The sequence below is a fragment of the Micromonospora sp. NPDC002296 genome, from assembly GCF_040296145.1.
In the GTDB taxonomy this organism is placed as follows: Bacteria; Actinomycetota; Actinomycetes; order Mycobacteriales; family Micromonosporaceae; genus Micromonospora.
The window spans coordinates 1-15,960 of record NZ_JBEOWQ010000001.1 but is presented as its reverse complement, the minus strand read 5'-3'; the positions used below and the strand labels follow the sequence as shown (position 1 = coordinate 15,960).

The following is a 15,960-nucleotide window of genomic DNA, read 5'->3' as shown; positions in this document are numbered from 1 at the left end:
CTGAGGAGTACCCGTGGCCGAGGCTGTCTACGCCACCTTGCACACCAACGCTGGCCCGATCCGGCTGGAGCTCTTTCCCAACCACGCGCCGAAGACGGTCCGCAACTTCGTCGACCTGGCCGAGGGCAACAAGGAATACACCGACCCGCGTACGGGTCAGCCGGGCAACGGCCCGTACTACGACGGCACGATCTCGCACCGGGTGATCAGCGGTTTCATGATCCAGATGGGTGACCCGACCGGCACCGGTCGCGGCGGCCCGGGCTACAAGTTCGGTGACGAGTTTCACCCCGAGCTGCGCTTCGACCGGCCCTACCTGCTCGCCATGGCGAACGCCGGGCCGGGCACCAACGGCTCGCAGTTCTTCATCACCGTGGGGCCGACCCCGCACCTGACCAACCGGCACACCATCTTCGGCCAGGTGGCCGACGAGGCGTCGGCGAAGGTCGTCGACTCGATCGCCAGCACCCCGACCGGCCCGAGCGACCGCCCGGTCTCCGACGTCGTCATCGAGCGCGTCGAGATCGAGCGCACCCCGGCCTGACCGGGGTGGCGAGGTACCTTTGCTCGCATGACTGAGCGCCCCGCCGGCACCGGGAGGCAGCGGCCGTGAGTGAGTCCCCACCGACCACCCCGGTCTGCTACCGGCACCCCGGCCGGGAGACGTACGTCCGGTGCACCCGCTGCGACCGGCCGATCTGCCCGGACTGCATGCGGGACGCCTCGGTCGGGCACCAGTGCCCCGAGTGCGTGGACGAGGGACGCCGTAGCGTGCGGCCGACGCGTACCGCCTTCGGCGGCGGTACCGTCGGCCGCCACGGCTACGTCACGAAGACCCTGATCGCGCTGAACGTGCTGCTCATGGTCCTGTCCATCGCCTCCGACCGGGGCGGGGACGCGGTGGCGGGCGGCTCCGGCTTCGGCGGCCTGATGGGCGGCAGCACGCCGCTGACCGACTGGGGCTCGGTGCTCGGCCAGGCCCTCTTCCCCGACGGCAGCGTGCACGGCATCGCCCAGGGCGAGTGGTACCGGCTGGTCACCGCGATGTTCCTGCACTACGGCGTGATCCACCTGCTGCTGAACATGTGGGCGCTCTGGGTGCTCGGCCGGTCGCTGGAGGCCAACCTCGGGCCGCTGCGGTTCCTCTCCCTCTACCTGGTCGCCGGGCTCGGCGGGAACGTGGCCGCCTACCTGTTCAGCGCCGAGAACTCCACCACGGCCGGGGCGTCCACCGCGGTCTTCGGCCTGTTCGCCGCGTTGATCGTGATCGAACGCCGGATGGGGCGGAGCATCTCCTCGGTGCTCCCGGTCCTGGTGATCAACCTGGTCTTCACCCTGACCGTGCCGGGCATCTCCATCCCCGGCCACCTCGGCGGGCTGGTGACCGGCGGGGTGCTGGCCCTGCTGCTGGCGTACGCGCCCCGGTCCCGGCGCGGGCTGTTCCAGGCCGCCGGCGCCGTGCTGGTGCTGGTGGCGCTGATCGGGCTCGCGGTGGTCCGCACGGCGACGCTCACGGGCTGATCCCCGACGCGGCCGGCCCGTTGCGTGACGTCAGTGGGCCTCGCCGTGGGCGGCGCGCAGGGCCTCGGCCACCTCGCCGGGCGGGGCGTCCAGGTCGTACCGGCCGAACAGGTGCAGCGAGTCGCCCGCGTCGATCTCCAGGATCTCGGTGGACAGCCCCCGCCGGGGTCCACGGTCCACGGTGATCGCCTCGACGGTGTCCCAGGCGAGCCGGCGTCGGCCGGCGAGGCCCCGGATCACCGTGATCCCCGCCGGGTCGACGGCGAGCCGCACCGGCACCAGCAGGTCGCGCGCCGCCCAACCGGCCAGCCCGACGGCGGCCGCCGCGGCCAGCACCAGCCGCACCCGGTCGCCCTCGGCGAGGAGCAGCCCGAGCCCGACCAGCGCCGCCGCGCCGATCAGCTTGACCACCGGCACCGAGGCCGGCACCCGCCACTGCCGCTCCGCCGTCGACGACTCCGGGATCCGCTCTGGCCGCATGCGTACAGCATGCCCTGCCGGGACCGCCTCGGCCTGCCGCCATCGGCCGGTGCGGGGGACGGCCGGCCGGGACAGGACGTAGTATCGAGGCCCGCCAGGTTACCGGGGAGTAAACATGAGTGACGCGGTCATCGTCGGTGCGGTACGGACCCCGGTCGGGCGGCGCAAGGGCAGCCTGGCCACCGTGCATCCGGTCGACCTCTCGGCCCACGTGCTGCGCGCCCTGGCCGAGCGCACCGGGATCGACCCCGAGCAGGTCGACGACGTCGTCTGGGGCTGCGTGTCCCAGGTCGGCGAACAGTCCTGGAACGTCGCCCGCAACGGCGTACTCGCCGCCGGCTGGCCGGAGTCGGTGCCCGGCACCACGCTGGACCGGCAGTGCGGGTCCAGCCAGCAGGCCCTGCACTTCGCCGCTGCCACCGTCGCGTCCGGCCAGGCCGAGCTGGTGGTGGCCGGCGGCGTCGAGTCGATGACCCGGGTGCCGATGGGCTCCAGCGTCGGCGACGCCGCACCGTTCAGCGACCGGATCCGCGACCGCTACCGGGGGGTCGAGGGCTTCGCCGAGGACTCCCCGCTGCCGTTCAACCAGGGCGTCGGCGCCGAGCTGATCGCCGCCCGCTGGCGCTTCTCCCGCGCCCAGCTCGACGAGTTCGCCCTGGCCAGCCACGAGAAGGCCGCCGTCGCGCAGGACGCCGGGGCGTTCGATCCGGAGCTGGCCCCGGTGGTCCTGCCCGACGGCGGCAAGTTCGCCGCCGACGAGGGCATCCGCCGGGACACCACGCCGGCGAAGCTCGGCGAGCTGAAGACCCCGTTCCGGTCCGACGGTGTGGTCACCGCCGGCTCGGCGTCCCAGATCTCCGACGGCGCCGCCGCGCTCGCCGTCACCACCTCCGAGTGGGCCGGCCGGCACGGCCTGCGCCCGTTGGCCCGGGTGCACACCGCCGTGGTCGCCGCCGACGACCCGGTCGCCATGCTCACCGCCCCCATCCCGGCCACCGCGAAGGCGCTGCGCCGCGCGGGGCTGGGCATCGAGGAGATCGGCGTGTACGAGGTGAACGAGGCGTTCGCCCCGGTCCCGCTGGCCTGGCTGGCCGAGACGGAGGCCGACCCGGAGCGGCTGAACCCGCGCGGCGGGGCGATCGCCCTGGGCCACCCGCTCGGCGCCTCCGGAGCCCGGATCATGACCACGATGCTCCAGCACATGCGGGACAACGGCATCCGCTACGGCCTGCAGACCATGTGTGAGGGCGGCGGCATGGCCAACGCCACCATCGTCGAGCTGCTCTGACCGCCCAGCCGGCCGGGGCGGCGGAAAACTCCTCGCCCCGCGCCGGCGCGGCTCCTGGTCTACCCACCGGGACCGACTCCCCGACGCCGCCCGCCGACTGGTCCGACCAGCGGTGGCTCACCGGCTGAGCCGCCGTCCGATCTCGACAAAGCCGTCGGGGTCCCGGAAGAATCGGGGCGCCGGCGCTGCGCGAGGACCGTCCGGGTCCGCCCGCCGGCTCGTTTACTGCACGGGGAAAGATCGGGGACACGTGACGAACAGCTTCTCTGCGCCCGCGTTCGGGCGCGGCGTCCGGCGGGCCCTGGCCGCCACGGCCGCCACGGTTCTCGGCGCGGGCATCGCCCTCGCCGGCAGCACCGGGCCGGCCGCCGCGGCCGGCTACGCCGGCCCGCACCCGGGGACGTTCACCGGCCTGGGCTTCGACACCTGCGCCGCGCCGTCCAGCGCCACCATGAAGGCGTGGCTCGCCTCGCCGTACCGCGCGCTCGGCATCTACCTCGGCGGGGTCAACCGGGGCTGCGCCCAGGCCAACCTGACCAGGGAGTGGGTGGCCACCCAACAGGCGGCGGGCTGGCGGTTCTTCCCGCTGTACGTCGGACTTCAGGCACCCTGCTCGAAGTACACCCGGACCATCGACCCGGCTCAGGCGGCGACCCAGGGCCGCGCGGCGGCGGACGACGCCGCCACCCGGGCCCGCGACCTCGGGCTGGCACCGGACAGCACCGTCTTCTACGACATGGAGACGTACCCGACCGGCGACGCGGCGTGCACGGCGGCGGTCAACGCCTTCGTCAGCGCCTGGACGATCCGGCTGCACGACAACGGCTACCTCTCCGGCCTCTACGGCAAGGTCGGCACCGGTGCCGTGACCGACCAGGTCGACGCCTACGAGCAGCCGACCCACGCCGGCCCGGACTACCTGGACTTCGCCCGCTGGGACGGGGTGGCCACGGTGACGGATCCGGCCATCCCGGAGTCGTACTGGGCACCGGGGCGGCGGATGAAGCAGTACCAGGGCGACCACCACGAGACGTGGGGCGGGGTCACCCTCAACATCGACAGCGACCAACTCGACCTGGCCGTGCTGCCGGCGGCCGGCTTCGCCGATTTCACCGGCAACGGCTGGGCGGACGTGGCGTACCGCGATCCGGCCTCCGGGCAGTTGCACGTCTACGGCGGCAACGGCACCACGCTCAGCGGCCGGGTCACCCTCGGCGCCGGCTGGAACGGCATGGACGCGATCGTCCGGCCCGGAAACTTCGACCGGGCCGGCGGCGAGGACGTCGTCGCACGCGAGAAGTCGACCGGGTACCTGTGGCTCTACCCGGGGACCGGGTCCGGCATCACCGGCCGGGTCAAACTGGGCGCGGGCTGGAACTCCGTCCGGGAGATCACCCCGGTCGGGGACCTCGACGGCGACGGCTACCAGGACCTCGTGGCGGTCCAGACGTCCACCGGCGCGCTCTGGTTCTATCCCGGCCGGGGCGGCACGTTCGGCACCCGGGTCCTGTTCGCCGCCGACGGCTGGAACGCGATGGACGAGTTGACCGGCGGGGCCGACCTCACCGGCGACGGCCGGCCGGACCTGCTCGCCCGGGAGACCGCCACCGGCCGACTCCTGGTCCACCCGGGCGCGGCGGACGGGTTCGGCGTGCCGCTGCCGGCCGGTACCGGCTGGGGCGGCATGCGAGACCTGGTCCAGCCCGGTGACTTCGACCGTGACGGTCGGCCGGAGCTCGTCGCCGTTCAGGCCTCGACGGGCCACCTGCTGCGCTACGTCTGGGACGGCGGCGCCTGGCTGCCGCCGATCCGCCTCGGCTCCGGCTTCGGGCCCATGCAACCGCTGCTGTGAGCGCAGCCGGTCGGGTGCCCGTCAGCGGCACCCGACCGGCGCCGGGCCGCCCTCGCCCGGGGACCTGGGTCGCCTACGACGCCGTCGACCCCCGGCACGTGGAAGTTCCGCAAGTCCGCCCGTGACCCACGTCACGCCGGCTCCCCTGTCGTTGGGCAGGGCATGGACGTCTTCTCCCGAACGTTCCTGCCCGCAGCCGCCGACACCGGACTGGCGGCGCAGACCGTCAGCCGACACATACCGATATTCCGCCGCTGCGTCGGCGCGGGCGACGCCACCATCCTGGTGACCCGGTGCAGCCGGCCGCAGCGTCCGGTCGGCGAGTACCTCCTGCTGCTGACCCACCGGCGTCTCGTCGTCATCCGGCAGACCCGGGTGCTGCACCGCCTGTGCCTGCACCTCAACGCCGAACTGCGCGAGCTGACCGACGTCACGTGGAGCCCGGACCCCCGGTTGCCCGCGGTCGAGCTGGCCGCCACCGCCATCGACGGCGTCCGGGAGCGATTCCTCATCCGGCCCCAGCACCCGAGGCAGGTGTGGCAGCTCGACGCCCTGCTGCACCACGCGTTCCGGACCCGGCTCCGGACGGCCCGGGAGCGGATCGTGGCCACCATCGGCGACGCCCCGACCGCCGCCCGCCCAACCGCGTTGCGGCCCGTGGTGATCCGCTGAGCGGCTCCTTGCCCGATTCGAGCACGGCCCGGCGCGCCCCGGGCGTCGAGGTTCGGCAATCATGAACCGGTGACCGTCGACGCACCGCCGCGCGGGCTCGTCCTCGTGGTCGCGGACGAGCCCGCCGCCGCCGACCTGGTCCGGCTCCACCTGACCCGGGACGGCTTCGGCGTACACCTGGAACGGGACGGCGCCGTCGGGCTGGCCGCCGTACGCAGGCTGCGTCCGGTGGTCTGCGTCCTGGACGTCGCCCTGCCCGGCCTGGCCGGCACCGAGATCTGCCGGCGGCTGCGTGAGGCCGGTGACCGGACGCCCGTCATCTTCCTCACCACGCGCGACGAGGTGGACCGGGTCGTCGGCCTGGGACTCGGCGCGGAAGACCACGTGGTGAAGCCGGTCAGCCCGCGCGAGCTGATCGCCCGGGTCCGGGTGGCGCTGCGCCGCGCAGCCGGCGCGTCCGGGGCCGACGACCGGGCCCGCACGGTGGGCCCGGTGACCATCGACCCGACCCGCCGAACGGTGACCGTGGCCGGCGTCCCGGTGCCGTTCACCGCCACCGAGTTCGACCTGCTCGCCCACCTGATGGCCCGGCCCGGCCGGGTCTGCACCCGGGCGGAGCTGCTGGCCGGCGTCTGGGGGTACGCCGTGCACGCCGGCACCCGCACCGTCGACGTGCACGTGGCGCAGATCCGGGCCAAGCTGGGCGGGGCGGCCGGGGTGATCCGCACCCACCGGGGTGCCGGGTACGCGGCCGATGCCGACCTTCGGCCGCTGCCGGGACGGCACCACCGCCACCGCCCACCCTCGTCCTGATCAGGTGGGCGGGAGGGCGTAGCCGACGTAGCCCCGCCAGGTCAGCGTCCAGCCGGGCGGCACGAGCTTCACGCAGGCCGCCCGGCTGCCGGTGCAGACGATCGCGTCCGTCGAGGCGGGAGCGGCCGGCGGCCGGTCCGGCAGCACCGACTCCAGCGCCACCAGCTCGGGCGGGCGGCCGTCGGCGTCACGCAGCAGCAGCCACCACGGGTACTCCCAGTTGTCGTTCTGCTGCACCAGCCCGATCCGCCGCGCGCCGGACGCCCGCACCGCGTCGGCGGCCCCGCGGAACTCGTCCGTCCACTGTGGCCGGCGCAGGAAGCGGGTGTCCCACTCCGAGGTGGTGAGGACCGATCCGGCACCGACCAGCCGGCGCGGGAAGCCGTACGACAGGGCGAGCACCCCGGCCAGGGCGGAGGCGGCCAGCACCGTGGCTGCCAGGCCGGCGGCCACCGACCGTCGGCCCGGCGCGAGCCGGCGGCGGAACAGCGCGTCCAGCCACAGGCCGGCCAGCGGGGCCGCCAGGATCAGGGCGTACAGCAGCAGCCGGTTCCCCCACGGCTGCCATTTGATCATCGCCGTGTGCAGCAGGACGGCGGCCACCACCACGACGGCGTACGCCCGCAGGGCCCCGGCCGCAGCCGGGGCGACCCGGGCCGGCCGGGCCAGCGCCAGCACCGCCCCGACCAGGGCGAGCGCGCCGACCAGCGGGAACGCCACCCGGTCCTCGTCGGGGTACCAGGCCGGCACCGGGAAGACCTCCCGGCCGAAGGTGATGGCCCGGTCCTGCGGGTCCACCCCGATCGCGCGGGACCCCGCCATGATCGCTTCGGCCGTGCCGGCGCGGACCGGGGCGAGCGGCGTGTCCAGCGCGGTGTGCCCGATGCGCAGCGCGTTCACCAGGACCGACGCCGGGTCGTGCCGCTCCATCGGGATCGACTCGCGAAGCCGGGGCGGGCCCAGCGGGTGACCGAACTCGGCCTGCACCCGGGCCAGGAACGGCCCGACCACGACCAGGGCGACCAGCAGCACCAGCAGTGATCCGGCCGCGGTCCGGGCCACCCCGGCCCCCCGGGACGGTCCCGCCGGGCGGCCCGTGACGCCGCCGCGCACCGCCGGCCCGGCCGGCCCGGCCGTGACCGCCGGGTGGTCCCCGTCCCCGACCGCCCCCGCACCGACCCCGACCAGCACCGGTCGGCCCGGGTCGTCGCCGGCTGTCCGCACCGGTCCGTCCAGGTACGCCAGCCGGAGCTGGCCGATGCCCCAGAGCAGCAGCAACGGGCCTACCCCGATCAGCCCGCTGGTCTTCGTCACCGCGGTCAGTCCGGTCGCCGCGCCGAGCAGCAGCAGTGTGCCGGCCCCGGCCCGCCGGCGCAGCCCGTCCAGCGCCAGGGTCGCCACGCAGGCCACCCAGGCGGCGCAGACCAGGTCGGTCTGGGTGCTGGTCGCCTGGAGCGCCACCATGGGGGTGGTGGCCAGTACGAACGCGGTGAGCAACTGGGCCCGCCGCCCCCCGCCGAGCTGGGCGGCGATCCGGGCGGCACCCAGCAGGCAGCCCACCCCGGCGGCCCACTGGACCAGGTTGTGCAGCGCGTCACCGCCGGTGAACAGCCGCAGGTGCAGCAGCAGGTACTCTGCGCCGGGCGGGATGGTCACCTGTCGGTGGATCGCGGTGGGCCAGAACTCCAGGCCGCGCTGGGCCACCCAATGTTCCACCTTGGGCAGGTGGTAGGTCTGCGAGTCGAAGTTGTTGGGCTCGGCCAGCAGCGCGATCAGCAGCTCCACCAGGACCAGCCCGCCGACCGTGCCGGCCAGCAGCCGCTCGCCCCGCCCCGCCGTACGCCACCGGCCGGCCAGCCGGGCGAGGCCGGCGCGGGCGGCGGCGGCCGGGTCCCCCGGCGTCCCGTCGCGGCGGCGTCGCCGGCCTGCCGCCCCGGCGGCGACGGTGAGGAAGATCAGCCAGGCGACCGCGAAGGCGGGCAGGGTCAGCAGACGCAGCGCCCCGAGCAGCTCCACCGTCAGCACCGCGAACGCTCCGGTGACCACGGCGGCTCGGATCACGGCCAGGCGCAACGGGGCGATCGCGTCGGTTCCACGTGGCCGCAGCGCCACGGTGAGCGACAGAACGGCGGCGAGTGGGGCCGCCACGAGCAGGGAGCCGGCTGCCGACATGGCGCGAGTAAACACCATCAGGCTGGATGTGCCGCGCTCGCCGCCCGGCAGTGCTGTACCCCGTCGCGCTGACCTGCCAGGCTAGGCTGGGGCCGACGTGTCGCCGCCACCGTGGAGATCCCCGTGAAGCTCTCGATCCTGATGCCGGTCTACAACGAGGAAGAACGCATCGCGGATGCCCTCAAGCAGGCGTTGGCGGTCGACTACCCGTGCGAGATCGAGATGGTCGTGGTCGACGACGGCAGCCGCGACGGCACCAGCGAGATCCTCGGTCGCGCCGACGACGCTCGGCTACGGGTGATCACCCACCAGCGCAACGCGGGCAAGGGCGCGGCCATCAAGACGGCGGTCGACAACGCCGACGGCGAGTACATGGTCATCCTCGACGCCGACCTGGAGTACGACCCGCAGGACATCCCCAAGCTGCTCGCCCCGGTGCTCGACGGCCGGGCCACGGTGGTCTACGGCAACCGCACCTTCGGCAGCCACAGCGCGTACAGCTTCTGGTACGTGATGGGCAACAAGGGCGTGACCATGGCGGCCAACGTGCTGTTCAACTCGTACATCGGCGACCTGGAGACCTGCTTCAAGCTGATGCCGGTCGCCCTCTACCGCTCCCTCGACGTCCGCTCCCGGGGCTTCGGCATGGAGGCCGAGGTGACCGGCAAGCTGCTGCGCCGGCGCATCCGCCCGTACGAGGTGCCGATCAGCTACCGGGCGCGGGGCCGCGAGGAGGGCAAGAAGATCACCTGGAAGGACGGCGTCGAGGCGATCTGGATCCTCGGTCGAGAGCGCACCCGCCGCCGTCCCGTCGACGCCCCGCAGCGCTGACCCGGGTCAGCGCCCCGCTTCGAGGAAGGCGCTGACCGACCGGCGCAGGCCTGCCGCGTCCAGCCCGTGCCAGCGGGTGTGGTCGGCGGCGGAGCCGTACCGTCGCAGCTCCTCCCGGCCCACGCCGAGCGACAGCAGCCGGTGCGGCCGGTCCACCAGGGCATCACCGACCAGCCGGGCGGACGTCCCGGCCAGGTAGGGCTCCACCAGGATCACCTCGGCCCCCGCGAGGGCCCGCAGCCCGGCCGCGTCGAACGGTCGCGGCCGGTGGGTGTACGCCACCGTCACCCCCAGGCCGGCCATCGCCGCCAACGCCGCGTCAAGCACCGGCCCGACCGCCACCAGCAGCGGCGCTCCCGGCCCCGCGTCCCGCACCACGGCGAGCGATCCGTCCGTGCCGCGCGGCCGGTCGTTGCCCAGCGTCGACAGCCGCAGGTACGCCGGACCCTCCCCGGCCACCGCCGCGCGCAGCAGGGCGGGCACCTCGTCGGTGTGCCCGGGCACGTGCACGGTCCAGTCGGCCAGGGTGTCGATCAACGCGACGTCGGCCGGGGACAGGTGGGTCCGCCCTGCGGCGGCCCGGTCGTACGACCCGCCGATGCCGACCAGCACCGCGCTCACGCCCTGGTGGTCCAGGTCCAGCTTGATCTGCTCGTACGCCCGCTCGACGAGGAACGGGGCGTAGCTGTGCACGATCGGCCGCAGCCCGGTCAGCGCGAGACCGCCGGCCACCCCCATCATCAACTGCTCCCGGATGCCCACGTTGAGCACCCGGTCGGGGTGCCGCCCGGCGGCCGGGGCGAACGACTCGGCCGAGATGTCGGCGAGCACCAGCGCGGTGCGCGGCTGCTCGGCCAGCAGCGCCGTGGTCGTGTCGACGAACGCGTCCCGCATCAGCATGCTCACTCTCCCTCCCGGACGACCGCGACGACCACGTGCGGCCGGTTCCCGCCCTGCCCGGTGAGGGCGTCGTGGAGGGCATCGTGGTCGCGCCCGTCCACGGTCGCGGCGGTCCACCCGTTGACGGTGAACCGGGTCGCGATCCCGCCGCGCCAGCCGTGGCTGGCCGAGTCGTTGTCGATCACCACGGCGGTCAGGTTCGCCAGCCCGACCGCGCCCGCGTACGCGATCGCCTCGTGGTTGGACCCCTCGTCCAGTTCGGCGTCGCCGAGCAGGACGTACACCCGGGGGGTCGTCAGGCCCTGGGCCCGCAGCCCGAGCGCGGTGCCCGCGCCCAGGCCGAGGCCGTGGCCGAGCGAGCCGGAGCCGATCTCCACCCCGGGGACCAGCAGGCGGTCCGGGTGTTCGCCGAGCAGGCTGTCCGGGCCGCCCTGGTCGTCGAGCCAGTCGGCGGGCACGAAGCCCCTCGCGGCCAGCACGGCGTAGTAGCCGGCGACGGCGTGCCCCTTGGAGAGCAGGAACCGGTCCCGGTCCGGGTCGTCGACGGTCGCCGGGGTGATCCGCAGCACCCGGTCGTAGAGCACCCGGAGGACGTCGAGGGTCGAGTACACGTTCGGGCCGAACTCCCGACCTGCCCGGACCCGCTCCAACAAGGGCCCGAGCGGTGCGGGTGGGTCGCCTTCGGCGGCCCGCGTGGTGGCGCTCATGATGGTCATGCCGCTAGCCTGCAAGTTGAAGTCCCCTTCAACTCAAGGCGACGTGATGCAGGAATCCCTGACCATCGGCCAGCTCGCCGCGCGCAGCGGCGTCGCGCAGTCGGCGCTTCGCTACTACGAGCGCCTCGGCCTGATCCGGGCCGACCGCACCAGCGGCAACCAGCGCCGGTACGCCCGCACCGAGCTGCGCCGGGTGGCGTTCGTCCGGATCTCCCAGCAGGTCGGCATCTCGCTGGAGGAGATCCGCGACGCGCTGGACTCGCTGCCTGCCTCCCGCACCCCGACGGCCGCCGACTGGGCGGAGCTGTCGATCGGGTGGCGGGCCCGGCTGAGCGAGAAGATCCGGCTGATGACCAAGCTCCGCGACGACCTGGACGGCTGCGTCGGCTGCGGCTGCCTGTCGTTGCAGCGCTGCACCCTCTACAACCCGGAGGACAAGCTCTCGGGCGAGGGCCCCGGCGCCCGGCTCATGCTGCCCCCCACCGGGCAGGCCACGCCCGCCGGGTGACACGACACGCCGGGGTCACCCGAGGGTGAGCAGCACCTTGCCGACGTGGTCGTTGGACTCGACCACCCGGTGCGCCTCGGCCGCCTCGGGCATCGGCAGCCGCCGGTCGACGACCGGGCGGACCGCCCCGGCGGCCACCAGCGGCCAGACCTGCTCCCGAACACCCGCGACGATCGTCGCCTTCTCCGCCGGCGGACGGGACCGCAGCGCGGTGGCCGCCACCGAGGCCCGCTTCGCCAGCAGCGCGCCCAGGTCCAGCTCCGCCTTCCGGCCGCCCTGCATGCCGATCACCACGAGCCGGCCGCCGGTGGCCAGCGCGGCCACGTTCCGGGCCAGGTAGGAAGCGCCCATGATGTCGAGGACGACGTCCGCGCCCCGGCCGTCGGTGACCCGCCGGACCTCCTCGACGAAGTCCTGCTCCCGGTAGTCGATCGCGTGCGCGGCGCCCAGCTCGCGCAACCGCTTGTGCTTCGCCGACCGGGCGGTGACCACGACCGTCGCGCCGAGCGCCGTGCCGAGCTGGACGGCGAACGTGCCGATCCCGCTGCCCCCGCCGTGCACCAGCAGCGTCTCGCCCTTCGCCAGCCCGGCGAGCCGGACCACGTTCGACCAGACCGTGCAGGCCACCTCCGGCAGCGCCGCCGCGTCGACCAGGTCGACGCCGTCCGGCACCGGCAGGAGCTGCCCGGCGGGCACGGCCACCCGCTCGGCGTACCCGCCGCCGGCCAGCAGCGCGCAGACCTCCTGACCGACCGCCCACCCGGTGACGTCCGCGCCGACCGCGCCGATCACCCCCGAGCACTCCAACCCGGGGTACGCGGGCGCGCCCGGCGGCGGTGGGTAGTGCCCCTGCCGTTGCAGCAGGTCGGCCCGGTTCACCGCGCTGGCCCGCACGTGCACGACCACCTCGCCGGGGCCGGGCTCCGGATCGGGCACCTCCGCCCAGACGAGTGCGTCGGGTCCGCCGGGCTCCGGGATCGTGATCGCGTGCATGGCCCAGTCTTACCCCATCCTGCTCTCCCTCCACGCCCGGCCCGGGATCTCGTCCACCGTCGCCCGCAGGACATGCCTCGGGGTGACCGGCCGGAGCCCGATCCGGGACCGTGTCGGTCCGGGCGTCGAGTTCGGGCCGCCTCGTCGTGATCGTCCGGGGGAACAGATTCGCCGCGCGGGTGCACCGGGCGGGGGAGCAGGCGGGGCCGGCAGTTGGGCCACTGTGGATCTGACGGCGGCCATGATTCGCTGGTCAGCACGGCGGCGGGGGTGTCCCGCACTCGGCCGGCGGTTCAGCCATGGTGGGACAGCGGCTCACCCGCCGGCCGGCTTCTGGCAGACTAGGCGGCGGTCGCGTCCTGCGGGGCGTGGTCCGGGAGGGTTCGCCTAGTGGCCGATGGCGCTGGTCTTGAAAACCGGTAAGGCAGCGATGTCTTCGTGGGTTCGAATCCCACACCCTCCGCTCTGCCGTTCGCCGCGCGGTCAGGCGCTCTCCGCTTCCGCGCCGCCTCGCCCCGGCCGTCGATGCCTGCGATGCCCCAGGCGCGGATGCAACCAATGACATTGACGTCACTCGACATCATCGCCCGGATGCTGAATACTGCTCGGGTAGTAGGGGCAGTTTATGCCATCACGGGAGGACTACTTATGAAGCGATTTGCGCCTGCGCTGATCGTCGCCGCGGCGCTCGTGGTCGCGGCCACCGGCGTCCCCACCACAGCTTCCGCAGCCACCAGACCCGCATCCGTCACCACCGAATCGGTCGGGGGGGCCGCTCCCGCGAGCTACGACGCGGGCGGCATTCTCGTAACCGCACCGCCGGCGCCTCGTGGCATGGGCGCCACCGCGAATCCCACGATCTCGCCATCCGTCAGCACTCTCGGCGTGGCGCCGGGGGATACCTACATTTGTCCCTCCGGCTACTTCTGCGCGCAGGTCTGGGCCGGTTTGGTCTGGAAGGTCTTCTTCCTCTACACCTGCCAAATCTACGACGTGTACAACTGGACGGGTACGGGTTACTGGCGGAACAACCAGTCCAGCGGCGCGCCCACCCCGTACCTTCTCGGCTCCCAAGGTATCCCGATCCGGGTCCTCCCGAAGAGCCCTTCCTCGGGTTCCGCCGACTGGGACCCTGTCTACTCCATCTCGCCTTGCTACTGACCCCAGGTGGCGTGAACTCGGTCAAGGACGACAAGGTCGACTCGCGCCGCTGTCGATGAGGCCGTAGGCGATAGTTGAGCGAGACATCCCGGCTGGAGGAAAACCGGTAAGGGCGGCGACGTCCTTCGCGGGTCGGAATCCCACACCCGGCCGAAAGCAGCAAAAACGCCCCCTGGCCAGTGCAAACGCCGGTCAGGGGGCGTGCGGGCGGACCTGGAACGCTGAGGTGGAGCCGAACCATCCTTTCTCGGTACGCTCGCATTCGTCGGCGCGCAGATGTTCACCTCGGAGGGTCGGATTACGGCGAAGTGCATGCAGGCAAAGAATCCCTCCAGAACACTCGGGCCGATCTGCTGATGACAACTTTGAACTCAGTCGAACGCCCGGTCGGATGTACGCGAGATGCGACGGCGCTCCAGCAGTGCTCCAACCAGAAATAGAAGACTCATTCCCAAATTCGGCCAGATTCGCCATCCTGGGGCGAATACGCGGGCGTCCTTCGCCCAGTTCGATTCTGCAAGGTAAACCACAGAAACTGTCGCGCCGACCTTCGGAGACTCCGCCCAGGCCCAGAGATTCGTCTCCTGGCCCGAACTGACCCGTACGCGCACGAAGTCAGCGCGACCGCCCAAACGCGTGTCTACGATCTCGGCCTGAGTGATGACGCCGTTCTCGTTCAGGTAAAGCGCCTGGCCGACGGTGAGCAGCGCGAAGAACAGCAGCAGTGCGCCAAACAACGCTGTCAACCACACGCGCCATCTGCCCGGCCTGGCAGGGGGAACCATGATGGGCTCATAGCGGGGCTGCGAAGAGGGCACGTGATTAGCATGCCAGGCAACAGCAAGAGGAACCGCCCACTGCCTGAGCACGCGATTATCCTTCTAATCTCGCCGTCATGGGCCATGTGTGGGCCAGACACCGTGACTTCCAGCTGTCACGACCGGGCACGAGACGCGGGCAAGCCCCGTCTCTAGCGACGGCGGCTTGCCCGGCTCGCCAGGAACCAGACGAGGCCGGCGAGCAGCGCTGCCGACGTGACGAGACAGCAGAGCGTGGCGATGTGCCACGGCTTGAGTGCGCCCATGCTGCGGCACTGTACCGGCGGCTGCCCGCGGCCACCGGCCCCTGCCGCCCGGTCGGCGGCGAATGAGCGGCAACCAGCAGCGGGCGGCTCACGTACGTGCTGGCCGGTCCCTACCCGTAGGTCCTTCGCGCTGATCCGACGTGCCGGTGGTCGATCGGCGGTCGTGGCGGGGTAAGAAGGGCGGCAGGAAACCACGCTCACCGGAAGGACCGTCCCTGATGTCCCTGGAACGACCGATCGCCCCGGACCCGTACGAGCTGCTGCCGACCGTTGCGTCGTTCACCCTGACCAGTGACGACGTGCACAACGGTGAGCCGATGGACGCCCGGCACGCCCACGACAGCGTCGGCGGGGGGAACGTCTCGCCCCAGCTCGCCTGGTCGGACTTCCCCGCCGAGACGAAGAGCTTTGTGGTCACCTGCTTCGACCCGGACGCGCCGACCGGCAGCGGCTTCTGGCACTGGGCGCTGGTCAACCTTCCCGCCTCGGTGACCGAGCTGCCCCGGGGCGTCGACGAGGGCGCCCTGGGCGACGCGTCCAGCGTCCGCAACGACTACGGCGCGACCGGGTTCGGCGGTGCCGCCCCGCCGGCCGGTGACCGCCCGCACCGGTACGTCTTCGCCGTACATGCGGTCGACGTCGAGCGCCTCGACGTGGGCCCGGACGCCACCCCCGCGTACGTCGGCTTCAACCTCGCCTTCCACACCCTGGCCCGCGCGGTCATCCGCCCCACGTACCAGGTCAAGGACTGAGCCACCCGCCCGCCATCCGCCATCCGCCCGCGATCTTGCACTTGCGGCCCGCGTCTCGCGGCACATGCCCGGATTGTCCGGGCCCAAGGTGCAAGATCGCGGGGGCGGTGGGGGTGGGGGGTTAGGGCGTGTCCTGCCGATCTTGTAGTGGTTGATCGTTGACGATGTGCCGGTGGTGCGTCGTGGCGAACTGACTGACGAGGCGTGGGCGGTGATC

General features: G+C 73.1%; 16 protein-coding genes and 1 tRNA gene. 11 read left to right on the top strand and 6 right to left on the bottom strand.

All coding sequences use genetic code 11. The features are described from left to right. Positions 1-13: 13 nt before the first annotated feature. A complete protein-coding gene (locus tag ABT023_RS00085; RefSeq protein WP_350879990.1) occupies positions 14-544 on the top strand; it encodes a peptidylprolyl isomerase in 531 nt (176 codons plus the stop codon). 65 nt (positions 545-609) lie between these two features. After that, positions 610-1,521, top strand: a complete 912-nt coding sequence (locus ABT023_RS00080) for a rhomboid family intramembrane serine protease (protein WP_350879988.1) — start codon at positions 610-612, stop codon at positions 1,519-1,521. 30 nt (positions 1,522-1,551) lie between these two features. Here the strand turns inward: ABT023_RS00080 and ABT023_RS00075 are convergent, their stop codons facing one another. Continuing rightward, positions 1,552-2,001, bottom strand: coding sequence for a PH domain-containing protein (locus tag ABT023_RS00075; protein WP_350879986.1), 450 nt, complete (start codon positions 1,999-2,001; stop codon positions 1,552-1,554). A gap of 115 nt (positions 2,002-2,116) precedes the next feature. Here ABT023_RS00075 and ABT023_RS00070 point away from each other — a divergent pair, with 115 nt between their 5' ends. From ABT023_RS00070 to ABT023_RS00055, 4 genes are all read left to right on the top strand, one after another. Continuing rightward, positions 2,117-3,289, top strand: coding sequence for a thiolase family protein (locus tag ABT023_RS00070; protein ID WP_350879984.1), 1,173 nt, complete (start codon positions 2,117-2,119; stop codon positions 3,287-3,289). A gap of 250 nt (positions 3,290-3,539) precedes the next feature. Further along, positions 3,540-5,141: a glycoside hydrolase domain-containing protein gene (locus ABT023_RS00065; protein WP_350879982.1), complete on the top strand. Its 1,602-nt coding sequence runs from the start codon at positions 3,540-3,542 to the stop codon at positions 5,139-5,141. A gap of 162 nt (positions 5,142-5,303) precedes the next feature. Then, positions 5,304-5,813, top strand: a complete 510-nt coding sequence (locus ABT023_RS00060) for a hypothetical protein (RefSeq protein WP_350879980.1) — start codon at positions 5,304-5,306, stop codon at positions 5,811-5,813. A gap of 69 nt (positions 5,814-5,882) precedes the next feature. Beyond that, on the top strand, positions 5,883-6,626 hold the full coding sequence (locus tag ABT023_RS00055) for a response regulator transcription factor (protein ID WP_350879978.1): 744 nt from the start codon (positions 5,883-5,885) through the stop codon (positions 6,624-6,626). Here ABT023_RS00055 and ABT023_RS00050 read toward each other — a convergent pair whose 3' ends face one another. Beyond that, positions 6,627-8,798, bottom strand: a complete 2,172-nt coding sequence (locus tag ABT023_RS00050; RefSeq protein WP_350879976.1) for a hypothetical protein — start codon at positions 8,796-8,798, stop codon at positions 6,627-6,629. A gap of 123 nt (positions 8,799-8,921) precedes the next feature. Between ABT023_RS00050 and ABT023_RS00045 the strand changes: the two genes are divergently transcribed. After that, the gene (locus ABT023_RS00045; RefSeq protein ID WP_350879974.1) at positions 8,922-9,629 is read left to right on the top strand and encodes a glycosyltransferase family 2 protein; all 708 of its coding nucleotides are present in this window, start codon (positions 8,922-8,924) and stop codon (positions 9,627-9,629) included. A gap of 6 nt (positions 9,630-9,635) precedes the next feature. Here the strand turns inward: ABT023_RS00045 and ABT023_RS00040 are convergent, their stop codons facing one another. Both ABT023_RS00040 and ABT023_RS00035 read right to left on the bottom strand, forming a co-directional pair. Continuing rightward, on the bottom strand, positions 9,636-10,523 hold the full coding sequence (locus ABT023_RS00040) for a transketolase family protein (protein ID WP_350880589.1): 888 nt from the start codon (positions 10,521-10,523) through the stop codon (positions 9,636-9,638). 8 nt (positions 10,524-10,531) lie between these two features. Next, positions 10,532-11,245, bottom strand: coding sequence for a thiamine pyrophosphate-binding protein (locus ABT023_RS00035; RefSeq protein WP_350879972.1), 714 nt, complete (start codon positions 11,243-11,245; stop codon positions 10,532-10,534). Between the two features lie 46 nt (positions 11,246-11,291). Between ABT023_RS00035 and soxR the strand changes: the two genes are divergently transcribed. Further along, positions 11,292-11,753 carry a redox-sensitive transcriptional activator SoxR gene (soxR, locus tag ABT023_RS00030; RefSeq protein ID WP_350879970.1) on the top strand — a complete coding sequence of 154 codons (462 nt, stop codon included), beginning with the start codon at positions 11,292-11,294 and terminating at the stop codon, positions 11,751-11,753. A 15-nt stretch (positions 11,754-11,768) separates the two neighbouring features. On the opposite strand, the gene ABT023_RS00025 is transcribed toward soxR, so the two are convergent. Next, on the bottom strand, positions 11,769-12,746 hold the full coding sequence (locus ABT023_RS00025; protein ID WP_350879968.1) for an NAD(P)H-quinone oxidoreductase: 978 nt from the start codon (positions 12,744-12,746) through the stop codon (positions 11,769-11,771). A 376-nt stretch (positions 12,747-13,122) separates the two neighbouring features. Here ABT023_RS00025 and ABT023_RS00020 point away from each other — a divergent pair. Further along, positions 13,123-13,209, top strand: a tRNA-Ser gene (locus ABT023_RS00020). A 185-nt stretch (positions 13,210-13,394) separates the two neighbouring features. Continuing rightward, the gene (locus ABT023_RS00015; protein ID WP_350879966.1) at positions 13,395-13,907 is read left to right on the top strand and encodes a hypothetical protein; all 513 of its coding nucleotides are present in this window, start codon (positions 13,395-13,397) and stop codon (positions 13,905-13,907) included. A 371-nt stretch (positions 13,908-14,278) separates the two neighbouring features. Here the strand turns inward: ABT023_RS00015 and ABT023_RS00010 are convergent, their stop codons facing one another. Then, a complete protein-coding gene (locus tag ABT023_RS00010) occupies positions 14,279-14,776 on the bottom strand; it encodes a hypothetical protein (protein WP_350879964.1) in 498 nt (165 codons plus the stop codon). A 433-nt stretch (positions 14,777-15,209) separates the two neighbouring features. On the opposite strand from ABT023_RS00010, the gene ABT023_RS00005 reads away from it, so the two are divergent. Continuing rightward, a complete protein-coding gene (locus ABT023_RS00005) occupies positions 15,210-15,743 on the top strand; it encodes a YbhB/YbcL family Raf kinase inhibitor-like protein (RefSeq protein ID WP_350879962.1) in 534 nt (177 codons plus the stop codon). Positions 15,744-15,960: the final 217 nt, after the last annotated feature.

Bases quoted from the DNA above. Each gene is read 5' to 3' on its own strand.
- ABT023_RS00075 (WP_350879986.1), bottom strand. From the start codon at position 2,001: ATGCGGCCAGAGCGGATCCCGGAGTCGTCGACGGCGGAGCGGCAGTGG.
- soxR (WP_350879970.1), top strand. From the start codon at position 11,292: ATGCAGGAATCCCTGACCATCGGCCAGCTCGCCGCGCGCAGCGGCGTC.
- ABT023_RS00070 (WP_350879984.1), top strand. From the start codon at position 2,117: ATGAGTGACGCGGTCATCGTCGGTGCGGTACGGACCCCGGTCGGGCGG.
- ABT023_RS00060 (WP_350879980.1), top strand. From the start codon at position 5,304: ATGGACGTCTTCTCCCGAACGTTCCTGCCCGCAGCCGCCGACACCGGA.
- ABT023_RS00025 (WP_350879968.1), bottom strand. From the start codon at position 12,746: ATGCACGCGATCACGATCCCGGAGCCCGGCGGACCCGACGCACTCGTC.
- ABT023_RS00005 (WP_350879962.1), top strand. From the start codon at position 15,210: ATGTCCCTGGAACGACCGATCGCCCCGGACCCGTACGAGCTGCTGCCG.
- ABT023_RS00040 (WP_350880589.1), bottom strand. From the start codon at position 10,523: ATGCGGGACGCGTTCGTCGACACGACCACGGCGCTGCTGGCCGAGCAG.
- ABT023_RS00035 (WP_350879972.1), bottom strand. From the start codon at position 11,245: ATGACCATCATGAGCGCCACCACGCGGGCCGCCGAAGGCGACCCACCC.
- ABT023_RS00050 (WP_350879976.1), bottom strand. From the start codon at position 8,798: ATGTCGGCAGCCGGCTCCCTGCTCGTGGCGGCCCCACTCGCCGCCGTT.
- ABT023_RS00015 (WP_350879966.1), top strand. From the start codon at position 13,395: ATGAAGCGATTTGCGCCTGCGCTGATCGTCGCCGCGGCGCTCGTGGTC.